Below are 11,944 nucleotides of genomic sequence, written 5' to 3'. Positions count from 1 at the left end.
TCGCAGCCGGAATCTGGCACAACTGGCTGACCGGAACGCCCCGAAAACGTTCGCTGATCGCATACGACCACTGAATCCAATAGGAATTAATCATCTAGAGTCCCAGCTCGTCCGGCACCGGCATATTCTTGTCCAGCAGGTTCCTTGCAAGGAAGTGCTCGACGACGCCGTACCAAACCTTGGCGTGCTGCGGCTGCAGGATCCAGTGGTTTTCGTCCGGGAAATAGAGGAAGCGGTGCTCGGTTTCGCCGTTTTCGTCGGCGGGAAGCCGGGACTTGGCAAGGAGTTCGTACCAAAGCCGCAGGCCCTCGCCGATCGGGACGCGGTAGTCCTTGTCGCCATGGATGACGAGCATCGGGGTGCTGATGTTCTCCACGTGCAGGTGCGGGGAGTTCGCCAGCGCCATCCCGGCCGTCATCTCCTTGAGCCAGTACTGCGCCGCGTCGGTGGTGGGCCCGAACTGGTCCAGGGCCCAGAGACTGGCGTGGGTAACGATCGCCTTGAACCGGTCAGTGTGGCCAGCCACCCAGTTGGCCATGTAGCCCCCGAAGGACCCGCCCATGGCGGCGGTGCGGGTCTCATCGATGTCCGGCCGCTGCACCACGGCGTCGGTGATGGCCATCAGGTCGGTGAACGGGGCCTTGCCCCATTCGCCCCAGCCGCGCTGGATGTGCTGCTGGCCGTAGCCGGTGGACAGCGCCGGGTCCGGCAGCAGCACGGCATAGCCGCGGGCCACGAGCAACCAGGGGTTCCATCGCCAGGTCCAGGCGTTCCAGGATCCGAGCGGGCCGCCATGAATCCAGAGCAGCAGCGGCGCCGGGCTGCCGGCCGACGCCCCTTCCGGGAGGGCCAGGTACGCCGGCACACGGGTGCCGTCCGCCGCCGTCGTCTCCACACGTTCCAGCGAGCCGCGGTAGTGCGGGCGTTCAGCGGGGGCCGGGAGCCTGACGACGTCGCCGCCCGCAAGGTCGATCCGCACGGCTTCGGGCGGGAACTCGTAGGAGCTGCGCAGCGCGTAGGCGTGTTCGCCATCCGGGGCGACCACAACGTCGGTGTACGCGGCGGTATCGGCGGTCAGGCGGGTGACCCGGCCTGCCCCGGCGCCGGCGCCGGCGCCGCCATCACTGTCGCTGTCGCTGCCGCCGGGGAGGTCGATCCTGAAGACCGGGGAGGCGCCGTCCTCGTCGGCGGTGACGAGCAGGGCCGATCCATCCGGCAGCCAGGCGGCCGGGCGGGGCCAGCGGTCCCAGCCGTGCGCGAGCGGCCTCAGCGCAGCCTCCCCCGCCGGTCCCGGTCCGGACGCACCGCCGGCGACGTCGAGCAGGTGCAGCCTGAGCAGCGGGGCCTCCTCCGGGGTGGTATCGCTTTCGCTGAGCACAACAAGCGTCGCGTTGTCGGGGCTGACCGGGCCGGGGAAGTAGTTCATTCCCTCGGTATCCAGCAGGACGGTGCGGGTGCCGCTGGCGACGTCGATCGCGACGAGGACAGACCGTGAGTCGGCGTGCGCGAGCGGCTTGGCGAAACTGCTGTAGATGGTCTTACCGTCCGGGCTGACGACCGACTCGGCATCCCGAAGTCCGGCACCGGCGCCGGGCGTGAGGTTGCGGAGCGTCAGCGGCGCCACGGCGTCCACTGTTGCCGGTTTGCCCGGTTCCAGGTCCGCGCCGGGTTCGACGGCGAAGAGCCGCGGCTGGGCGGGGCCCAGGTCGGCGTCCCAGTAGCGGACGGGATACCCGCTGTGCAGGATGGCGGCAACCTTGTTGTCCTTGCGCGTCTTGCGGCGTTCCTCATCACTGTCCTCGTCCGTGGCCCCTGCGAGCACGGAGGCATTGACGAAGAGGGCGCCGGTCTGGCTGGCTGCCAGCAGGGCACTGACGCCTCCGGCGCGGGTCAGCACGACGCGCGCCTCGCCGCCGTCCGCGGGCAGCATCCACAGGGCGTTGACGGGATCCGCGTCAGGGGTCTCCGGGTCGGGGCGCGCGGAACTGAAGTAGAGGTCACCGCCTCCGGCAAACACGGCACCGGCCTCGCCCTTGGCACTGCGGGTGATCCGGCGGGCCTGCTTGTGTCCTGCCGGATCCAGCTCCCACAGGGCGGCGCTGTATTCGGTGCCCTTGGCGTTGAGCGTGGCCACGGTGGTGACCAGCCGCCGGCCGTCGGGGCTCAACGCCAGCCCGCCGACCCGCGGGATGGCGAGGTAGTGGTCCAGGTCGTGGAAGGGTGTCTCGGGTTTTTCGTTCAGGGTCTCTGCACCGGTGGAAGCCATGCATCGATTCAACACCCCGTGTGGCCTCGGTCACGAAAAATTCACTAAGAGTGAAACGGTGCTTTCAGAAGAATCACTGAGTAAGTGAACATCGCCGGCGTCGGGCTGGAGGCGAGCGGCAACGCAAAGGCCCCGCCAACTCCGTTTGGAGCGGGCGGGGCCTTTGGCTTGACTGCCTAGACGCTCGGAGCGATCTCCGGGATGCGCGGCTTCGTGTTGCCGGCGAAGGTGAACTTGGCGTCGTCGCCTTCGCCGTCCACGTCCACTACAACGATGTCGCCGGCGTGGATTTCGCCGAAGAGGATCTTCTCGGAGAGCTGGTCCTCGATCTCGCGCTGGATGGTCCGGCGCAGCGGCCGGGCACCCATGGCGGGGTCGTAGCCGCGGGTTGCCAGGAGCACCTTGGCCGCGGGCGTGAGCTCGATGCCCATGTCCTTGTCCTTGAGGCGCTTCTCCAGGCGGCCAACGAACATGTCCACGATCTCGATGATCTCGTCCTGGGTCAGCTGCGGGAAGACCACAACGTCGTCAACACGGTTCAGGAACTCGGGGCGGAAGTGCTGCTTGAGCTCCTCCGTGACGCGGGCCCGCATCCGGTTGTAGCCGGTCTGCGTGTCCGTGCCCGACTGGAAGCCGGTGGCAACGCTCTTGGAGATGTCCCGGGTGCCGAGGTTGGTGGTCATGATGATCACGGTGTTCTTGAAGTCCACCACGCGGCCCTGGGAGTCGGTCAGGCGGCCGTCTTCCAGGATCTGCAGCAGCGAGTTGAAAAGATCGGCGTGCGCCTTTTCCACTTCGTCGAACAGGACCACGGAGAACGGACGACGGCGGACCTTTTCGGTCAGCTGCCCGCCTTCCTCGTAGCCCACGTAGCCCGGAGGGGCACCGAAGAGACGCGACACCGTGTGCTTCTCCGAGTACTCGGACATGTCCAGGGTGATCAGGGCGTCTTCCTCGCCGAAGAGGAATTCGGCCAGGGCCTTGGCGAGTTCGGTCTTGCCGACGCCGGTGGGGCCGGCGAAGATGAACGAACCGCCCGGACGCTTCGGGTCCTTGAGGCCCGCACGGGTGCGGCGGATCGCCTGGGACAGGGACCGGATGGCCTCGTTCTGGCCGACAACGCGCTTGTGCAGCTCGTCTTCCATCTTTAGCAGGCGCGAGGACTCTTCCTCGGTCAGCTTGAACACCGGGATGCCGGTCGAGTTGGCCAGCACTTCGGCGATGAGATCCTCATCCACCTCGGAGATGTCGTCCATGCCGCCGGTCTTCCACTGGCGTTCCTTCTCGGCACGCTCGGCAATGAGCTTCTGCTCCTTGTCGCGCAGCGAGGCGGCACCTTCGAAGTCCTGCGCGTCTATCGCGGATTCCTTCTCAAGCTTCATGGCGGCGATTTTCTCGTCCATGACCTTCAGCTCCGGCGGAGCGGTCATCCGACGGATGCGCAGGCGGGCGCCGGCCTCATCAATCAGGTCGATCGCCTTGTCCGGCAGGAAACGGTCCGAGATGTAACGCTCGGAGAGGCTCGCCGCCGAGGCGAGGGCGCCGTCGGTGATGGTGACGCGGTGGTGCGCCTCGTACCGGTCGCGGAGGCCCTTGAGGATCTCGATCGCGTGCGCGACCGAAGGCTCCTTGACCTGAATCGGCTGGAAGCGGCGCTCCAGCGCAGCGTCCTTCTCGATGTGCTTGCGGTACTCGTCCAGGGTGGTGGCGCCGATGGTCTGCAGCTCACCGCGGGCCAGCATGGGCTTCAGGATCGAGGCCGCATCAATGGCGCCCTCGGCGGCACCGGCACCGACGAGGGTGTGGATCTCGTCGATGAACAGGATGATGTCGCCACGGGTGCGGATCTCCTTGAGGACCTTCTTCAGGCGCTCTTCGAAGTCACCGCGGTAGCGGGAGCCGGCCACGAGGGACCCGAGGTCCAGCGTGTACAGCTGCTTGTCCTTGATGGTCTCCGGGACGTCACCGCGAACGATCGCCTGGGCAAGACCCTCGACGACGGCGGTCTTGCCGACGCCGGGCTCGCCGATCAGCACGGGGTTGTTCTTCGTGCGGCGGGAGAGGACCTGCATAACGCGTTCCATTTCGGATTCGCGCCCGATCACCGGGTCCAGCTTGTTCTCCCGGGCAGCCTGGGTCAGGTTGCGGCCGAACTGGTCCAGGACGACGGAACCGGCGGGGGTGCCTTCGGCCTGGCCCGGGCCAACACCGGCTCCGGTGGTTTCCTTGCCCTGGTAGCCCGAAAGCAGCTGGATCACCTGCTGGCGGACACGGTTGAGGTCCGCACCGAGCTTGACCAGCACCTGCGCGGCAACGCCTTCACCCTCGCGGATGAGGCCGAGCAGGATGTGCTCGGTTCCGATGTAGTTATGGCCCAGCTGCAAGGCCTCGCGAAGCGAGAGTTCCAAGACCTTCTTGGCGCGGGGGGTGAAGGGGATGTGCCCGGACGGGGCCTGCTGGCCCTGCCCGATGATCTCCTGTACCTGCTCGCGGACTCCGTCGAGCGAAATGCTCAAGGACTCAAGGGCTTTGGCAGCAACACCTTCACCTTCATGGATCAGACCCAAGAGGATGTGTTCGGTACCGATGTAATTGTGGTTCAGCATGCGTGCCTCTTCTTGGGCAAGCACAACTACGCGACGGGCACGGTCCGTAAATCGCTCAAACATTTCGCCACACTCCTAGCTACGAATACTTTGATGCTACGTGTCCGGGTTCAAGATTTGGGGCTTGTTCGCCACAGGGGAAACCGGAACGCCACGGCCGCGTCACATCAGGGTCACTTGGCGGCGCGAACGCAGACCGGCCGGAGCCTCCGACGTCGGCGGCTGGGCGATCCGACGTCGACCCGGCCGGACCCTTCAACGACGGCGGGTGGACCATAAGGCGTCGACCAACTGGACGCCCCGACGTCGGCATCCCCGGCGCGGGCGCCCCATGACAAAAGCCCCCGCGGAAAGCGGGGGCTTTGTCAGAGTTATTGCACACCGGAACTCAAGGCGCGCGCACCGCCGTGCCTTCCAGTTAGGAATTCGCCTTTTGGTAGGCTTCCTGAATTTCAGCCTGGATGCGGCCCCGGCTGTTTACCGCATAACCGTTATCGCGGGCCCACTGCCGGATCTGGGCGGAGTCCTGATTCCGGCCGGATGAAATCTTGGTGCGGGTGGGGCGGCCGCTTGAGGTTTTGCGGCCATGGGCTACAAACCGCTCCAGTGAAGACCGGAGCGCCGCAGCATTGTCCGAAGACAGGTCGATCTCGTAGCTGACACCGTCAAGGCCAAACCTGACGGTCTCATCCGCGGAACCCCCGTCGAGATCATCAACGAGGATGATTTTTACTTTCTGAGCCATAACTCCCTTTCCAAAAGGATGAGTATTAGGGAAAAGCGGGATCTATCTGCTTGAAAGTATCCTCTGCTTTATGGCAATGAGTCAAAGTGAAAAGGGGCTTCCAAAGGAAAACCCAAGGTTTTGAATATCCGGCTATTAGTTCTGGCCGTTGGAATGGCCGTCGTTGCGACGAGTATCAGACGCCTGGCCATTTGCGTCCGCTTCCGCCTGAGCACGCGCTTCGGCCTGGCGCTCGGATTTGTCCGCATTGAAAATCGATTTCATGGCAAACCAGAAAATCAGGCCGACCACAACAGAGGGAAGCAATACGGCTACATACTCCATGGTCAGTGCCCTTCCGGCTTCAGGAGCGGGAACAGGATGGTCTCTCGGATACCGGCGCCGGTGAAGAGCATAACCAGCCGGTCGATGCCCAGGCCGATACCGCCCATCGGCGGGGCGCCGTACTCCAGGGCCCGGAGGAAGTCCTCGTCCAGCTGCATTGCCTCGACATCGCCGGCGGCGGCGCGGCGTGACTGCTCGGTGAGCCGCTCGCGTTGGATCACCGGGTCGATCAGTTCGGAGAAGGCCGTGCCGCGTTCCATCCCGCCGATGATGAGGTCCCACGCTTCGATCAGCCGGTCATCCTCGCGGTGCTGGCGGGCCAGCGGCTGGGCGGACGGCGGGTAGTCGTAGACGAAGGTCGGGTTCAGCAGTGTGGGTTCGACAAGCTCACCGAAGAGTTCCACCACGAGCTTCTCGGCATCCCAGTTGGCGTCGACCTTGACCTCGTGCTTGGCGGCAAGCGCCAGCAGCTCCGACACCGGCGTTTCCGGGGTGACTTCCTGGCCCACAGTTTCGGAGAGTCCCGGGTAGACCGCCATCCAGGCCCAGTCGCCGTCGAGGTTGATCTCCCCGGCCTCGGTCTGCAGGACCCGGCCCACGCCGGCCGCATCGGCGGCATCGAGGATGAGTTCCTTGATGCGGTCGGCCATGACGAACTGGTCGGCCCAGGCCTCGTAGCTTTCCAGGGTGGTGAATTCCGGACTGTGGGTGGAGTCCACACCTTCATTGCGGAAGACGCGGCCCATGTCATAGACGCGGTCGATGCCGCCGACGACGGTTCGCTTGAGATACAGCTCGGTGGCGATCCGCAGGGTCATCTTCTGGTCGAACGCATTCATGTGCGTCTCGAAGGGACGGGCCGTGGCGCCGCCGTGGACCAGCTGCAGCATCGGGGTTTCCACCTCGACATAGCCCTGTCGGTGCAGGGTCTCGCGGATGGAACGGGTGATGGCGGCACGGGTGTAGACCATCTCACGTGCTTCGTCGCGGACGATCAGGTCCACGTAGCGCTGGCGGACGCGGGTTTCCTCGTTGAGCTCGGCGTGCAGCACCGGCAGCGGGCGCAGCGCCTTGGAGGCCATGGACCAGGACCCGGCCATCACCGAGAGCTCGCCGCGCCGAGAGGAGATGACCTCGCCCTTGACGAACACGTGGTCGCCGAGGTCCACGAGGGCCTTCCAGTCGGCAAGGGCGTCCTCCCCGATGTTGGCCAGGCTCAGCATGACCTGCAGCCGGATAGCCTTGCCGTCAACGCCGCCCTCCTGGAGCGTGGCGAAGCAGAGCTTGCCGGTGTTGCGGATGAAGACGATACGGCCGGTCACCCCGGCGACGTCGCCCGTGGTTTCGTCGGCCTCAAGGTGCGCGTACTTCTCCCGGATTTCGCCCAGCGAATGGGTGCGCTCAACACCCACCGGGTACGCCTCGATGCCGCGTTCGATCAGCTTGGCGCGCTTCTCCATACGGATGCGCGTCTGCTCGCTGGCGTCGTGGGAGTCGGCGGCGGTATTCGGGGCGGAAGTGTTTTGGGAAGTCACAATCCCCAAGTTTACCGGGGTTTCTGCCGGGGCAGGTCCCGCGCGGCTCTGGCCGGTTGCGGAATAGACTCAGGCTGTGGAGACGCGGACCATCAGCACCGACGACGGCGCCGGGCAGCTCGAGCTGCATTCCTTCCGTCCGTCTCCCGGGCCGGGCTTGGACGGGGTCGGCTCGGAGGGGCCAGGCATCGTCGTCGTGCACGGCACGCTTGTCACTGATGCGCTGTACCGTCCATTCGCGCGGAAGCTCGGCCAGCTACTGGCGCGTCCGGTGCATTGCTACAACCGCCGCGGTAGGGGTGGGTCCTCACCGCAGCCAGCCGGCTACTCGGTGGCCACGGAGGTCGGCGACCTGGCTGCTGTGCTGCGGGAGACGGGCTCGTGCGACGTCGTGGCACACAGCTATGGCGGGTTCGTGGCCCTGCAGGCGGCCCGGACGCTAACGATCCGCCGGATGGTGACCTATGACGCGGCGGTGTCCTTGTCCGGCAACCTCACCCGGCGCTGGCGGCCCGAACTGGAGCGCACCGTGGCCGCCGGACAGCTCGACGACGCGTGGGCGCACCTGGTCCAGGGCCTTGAGACGGCCGGGCCTGTATCAAAACTCCCGCTCGGCGCGTTGCGGATGCTCAGCATCCTCTCCGCACGGACCAGCACGGGCGCCGAGATGCGCGAACTCCTGCCCACCGCGGTCGCGGAAATGCGGGCGGTGCTGGACGCCGACGCCGAATTGGCCGACTTCGCGGCCATGACCACCCCCACGCTGATGCTGAGCGGCGGCTGGAGCCCCGCGTATTTCGCCGAGACCGGCCGTCAGCTCGCCGCCGCCGTCCCGTCGATTGAGTTCGCTGTGCTGCCCGGGCAGCTCCACGAGAGCCCGCTCCGGCCCGGTATCCGGCTTCCGCGGGCAGCCGCGAGGTTCCTCCTCGCCGGCCAAGGGGTACTGCGGCCCCTCTCGGCGCGCAGGCCGCGGCTCAAGCTGGGCCGCTAAGGGGCGCGCCTTTACAATCGGTGGGCGACCCTTTCGAAAGGACCCCTTTGGCCAAGCTCTACTTCCGCTACGGCGCCATGAACTCCGGCAAATCAACGGGCCTGCTGCAGGCTGCCTTCAACTACGAGGAACGCGGCCAGCGGGTGCTGCTGGCGAAGCCGGATGTGGACACCAAGGGCGACGCCGACGTGGTCTCCCGGCTGGGCATGACCCGATCCGTGGACTTCCTGATCCCCGCCGGAGCATCCGCCCGCGGGCTGTTCACCGCCCAGGCCCACGGGGATGACCCGGACGCCCTCCTGGAGCATGTGGACACCCAGCCGGTCGCCTGCCTGCTGGTGGACGAGGCCCAGTTCCTGGAACCTGGGCAGGTGGACGACCTGTTCCGGATCGCCGTCCTGGACAACGTTCCGGTCCTGGCCTACGGCATCCGCACCGACTTCCGCACCCGAGCGTTCCCGGGATCACTGCGCCTCCTGGAAATCGCGCACACTCTCGAGGAACTCAAAACCATCTGCCGCTGCGGCCGCAAGGCCATCTTCAACACCCGTCGGGCCGGGGACCAAGTCGTCTTCGACGGCGACCAGGTCGCGATCGACGGCCAGGACGTCTGGTACGAATCCCTTTGCGGCTCCTGCTATCTCGAGGTCTCCGGCGGGCGGCTGGGGAACTAGGGCCCACCATCTTGGTTGCGTAGACAGATCAGGTGTTCCCTGGCGCTGCTGGAATTTCTTGTCGCGGAACCTGCCCTCGCGAAGGCGTCCAGGGCCAGGCTTTTTGTCGGAGGCATCTGAGATTCTTGGTTTATGGGAAGCACGGACTGGATTACGGAGGGCAGGGAGGCCCTGGCGGCTGTCGCGGCGTTGACTGCGGCACTGGATTCCGTCACCGGGGCCGGCATTGGGGCGGATCAGACGGGTCCGTCCGGTTCTGTCCACACGGGTCCGTCGGGCGCCAGTCTCCGCCGGGATGCTGATCCGTTGTGGGATGATCCGTTGCGGGATCTGGCAGATGGCTGCCTGGATGGCCTGGCCGACATGGCGCGGTGGGATGCGCGGGCCGCTGCATGGAAGGTGAAGCTGGCCGCGGCCTATCTGCGGGCCGCCGACGCTATGGCGCCGCCGGCGGTGTCCCCGCATGACGCGACTCGCCAGGAGATGGCGCTGACGGCGGAGGTCGCGTGTGTTCTGACCGTGAGTGAACGGGCCGCGGACGGGTTCCTGGGCGATTGCGTGGCACTGACGACGACGTTGCCGCTGACCCTCGCGGCGCTGACGGCGGGGACGATTTCCTGGGCGCACGCGAGGGTCATGGTGGAGGAAACGGTGAACCTGGACCCTGCCGGGGCGGCGGCGCTGGAGGGGCACTTCCTGGACCCGGCCGCGCCGGACCCGGCCCGGGGCTGCCCGGCCGGGGAGCTCGTCCCGGGCCGGTTGCGGGCCAAGGCCCGGACCTGGCGTGAACGCCACCACCGGGAGAGCATCGAAAAACGCCACAGCAAGTGCGTCGCGGACCGGCGGGTCGAGTTCCGCCCGGACACTGACGGGATGGCCTGGTTCTCCGCGTACCTTCCGGCCGATACCGCCGCGGGGATCTGGGAGCGGACCACCGCCGCGGCCCGCGCCCTGCAGGGCCCGGCCGAGGCACGCACCCTGACCCAGTTGCGCGCCGACATCGCCGCGACCTGGCTCCTCACCACCGGCATCACCGGCGCTGATGGTGCCGCGGGCGCTGAGGGGGCGGGTGCGGGCGGGGGTGTGCCGTCGCCGCGGGCGCAGGTCCTGATCACCGTGCCCGTGTTCTCCCTGCTCGGCGCCACCGAGGAACCGGCGATGCTGGACGGGTACGGGCCGATCCCGCCCTCGATGGCCCGGCGCCTGATCGCCGACGGGGCCGGCTCGTTTTACCGGGTGCTGGTGGACCCGCGGGACGGGGCGCCGCTGGAAATCGGGAGGAGCAGCTACCGCCTGCCCCCCGCGCTGCGCCAGTGGCTGCGGCTCCGCGATGGCCGGTGCCCGTTCCCGGGCTGTCACAACCATTCCCTGGACAACGACGCGGACCACCTCCTGGCCTGGGCCGACGGAGGGACCACCGGGATCACCAACCTCGGCGGGCCGTGCCGCAAGCACCACGGGCTGAAACACAGTTCAGCCTGGACACCGGCCGGAGCCAGCAAGGACGCCCCGCCCGGCTGGACCTCCCCGTCCGGACGGTACTACCCCAGCGAGCAACAGGACTGGGAACCACCCCACTGGCCACCCGGATTCCTGGACACGGACGCGGACCCGCACGCTGACGCGGACATGGACGCAGCCGGGGAAATGTACCCGGACCCGGACAGAGACCTCGACATAGGCGCAGCCATGCCCCCGGACCCCGGCCCGGATCCTGAACAGGAACAGGAACTGCCCGCGGACCCCTTCCCGGACTGGCACCTGCTCACGGCCAGACACCCATTCACGGCCGGGTACTCATTCAGACCGGCGGACACCAACGACCCGGTCTTCTATGAGCCCCACTACGCATCCATCCTGGAACACTTCCTTGTCCAACACACCTGACCTCCTGTGAATTGCCCCAGCGGCCCCCGCAGGTGGACCTACTGCGCCGTAGCTACAGCCTCGGCTAGGCTCGGAGCATGACCCGCGAGAACATCAGAACCCCCGACGGTGGAACGATCGAGCTTTTCAGCACGGGTGCCGAGCTTGCCTCGGCGGGCTCAGGCGTCGTCGTTGTTCCGGCCTCAATGGTGACTGCCGCCGATTACACGCGCTTCGCCCAGAAGCTCAGCGCGGCACTGGGACGACCGGTCCACACCTTCAACCGGCGCGGCCGCGGCTCCTCATCCCCGCAGCCGGAGGACTACACCCTCGATGTGGACATCAAAGACCTCGCCGCGGTGATGAAGCACACCGCCAGCACGGACGTCTTCGGGCACAGCTTCGGCGGCGCGGTGGCACTGCACGCCGCCCGGACCCTGCCGGTGGAACGCCTCGCCGTCTACGACCCGGCCGTTTCCGTGAACCACAGTGTCACCGCCGACTGGACCACCGAGTACGAGAAGGCGACGGCGGCCGGCGACGACGACCGCGCCCTGGCAGTGCTGCTCAAGGGCCTGGAGACCGGCAGTGCCCTGTCCCGGATGCCGTTGTCCATGCTGACCTTGGCGAACAAGCTGGCGGCCGGCACGCCGCTCGGCAAGCAGATGCGCGAACTGATGACGACCGGCGTCCGTGAGATCAAGGCCATCATCGCCGCGGACATGCCGGCCGAGCCGTTCCTGGAACTGCCGCTGGAAACCCTGATTGTCGTGGGTGAGAAGAGCCCGGCGTACTTCGGCGTGGCCTGCGCCCAGATCCACGACGTGCTCTCCGGCTCCAGCTACACGATCCTGCCCGGCATGGGACATGACGGCGTCAACAAGGCGCCGGATAAGCTCATCTCCGCGCTCAGCGAGTTCTTCGCCAGCTAACAGCC

The 11,944-nt window shown here is 66.8% G+C and carries 9 protein-coding genes; 4 read left to right on the top strand and 5 right to left on the bottom strand.

The features are described 5' to 3' along the window. Window positions 1–94 precede the first annotated feature (94 nt). The 5 genes from AC50X9_RS03290 to lysS all read right to left on the bottom strand — a co-directional run bounded on the left by AC50X9_RS03290 (window position 95) and on the right by lysS (window position 7,476). Window positions 95–2,266 (bottom strand): S9 family peptidase, encoded by a 2,172-nt coding sequence (locus tag AC50X9_RS03290; protein ID WP_494890160.1) that lies wholly within the window; start codon window positions 2,264–2,266, stop codon window positions 95–97. A 176-nt stretch (window positions 2,267–2,442) separates the two neighbouring features. Next, the gene (locus AC50X9_RS03285) at window positions 2,443–4,935 is read right to left on the bottom strand and encodes an ATP-dependent Clp protease ATP-binding subunit (protein WP_494890158.1); all 2,493 of its coding nucleotides are present in this window, start codon (window positions 4,933–4,935) and stop codon (window positions 2,443–2,445) included. Between the two features lie 355 nt (window positions 4,936–5,290). Beyond that, window positions 5,291–5,617, bottom strand: coding sequence for a histone-like nucleoid-structuring protein Lsr2 (locus AC50X9_RS03280; RefSeq protein ID WP_494890156.1), 327 nt, complete (start codon window positions 5,615–5,617; stop codon window positions 5,291–5,293). A gap of 135 nt (window positions 5,618–5,752) precedes the next feature. Continuing rightward, window positions 5,753–5,941, bottom strand: a complete 189-nt coding sequence (locus tag AC50X9_RS03275) for a hypothetical protein (protein ID WP_494890154.1) — start codon at window positions 5,939–5,941, stop codon at window positions 5,753–5,755. Window positions 5,942–5,943: 2 nt separating this feature from the next. After that, window positions 5,944–7,476, bottom strand: coding sequence for a lysine--tRNA ligase (gene lysS, locus AC50X9_RS03270; protein WP_494890152.1), 1,533 nt, complete (start codon window positions 7,474–7,476; stop codon window positions 5,944–5,946). Between the two features lie 76 nt (window positions 7,477–7,552). Here lysS and AC50X9_RS03265 point away from each other — a divergent pair, with 76 nt between their 5' ends. The 4 genes from AC50X9_RS03265 (at window position 7,553) to AC50X9_RS03250 (ending at window position 11,939) form a co-directional block, all read left to right on the top strand. Beyond that, the gene (locus AC50X9_RS03265) at window positions 7,553–8,467 is read left to right on the top strand and encodes an alpha/beta fold hydrolase (protein ID WP_494890150.1); all 915 of its coding nucleotides are present in this window, start codon (window positions 7,553–7,555) and stop codon (window positions 8,465–8,467) included. 47 nt (window positions 8,468–8,514) lie between these two features. Further along, window positions 8,515–9,141 carry a thymidine kinase gene (locus AC50X9_RS03260; RefSeq protein WP_494890148.1) on the top strand — a complete coding sequence of 209 codons (627 nt, stop codon included), beginning with the start codon at window positions 8,515–8,517 and terminating at the stop codon, window positions 9,139–9,141. Between the two features lie 132 nt (window positions 9,142–9,273). Further along, window positions 9,274–11,028 (top strand): HNH endonuclease signature motif containing protein, encoded by a 1,755-nt coding sequence (locus AC50X9_RS03255; protein ID WP_494890146.1) that lies wholly within the window; start codon window positions 9,274–9,276, stop codon window positions 11,026–11,028. Window positions 11,029–11,105: 77 nt separating this feature from the next. Further along, a complete protein-coding gene (locus tag AC50X9_RS03250) occupies window positions 11,106–11,939 on the top strand; it encodes an alpha/beta fold hydrolase (RefSeq protein WP_494890144.1) in 834 nt (277 codons plus the stop codon). Window positions 11,940–11,944: the final 5 nt, after the last annotated feature.

It is taken from the genome of Pseudarthrobacter sp. HLT1-3, from assembly GCF_059383535.1.
Note: the sequence above shows the minus strand (reverse complement) of the source record. Positions and strands in the feature narration are given on the sequence as shown.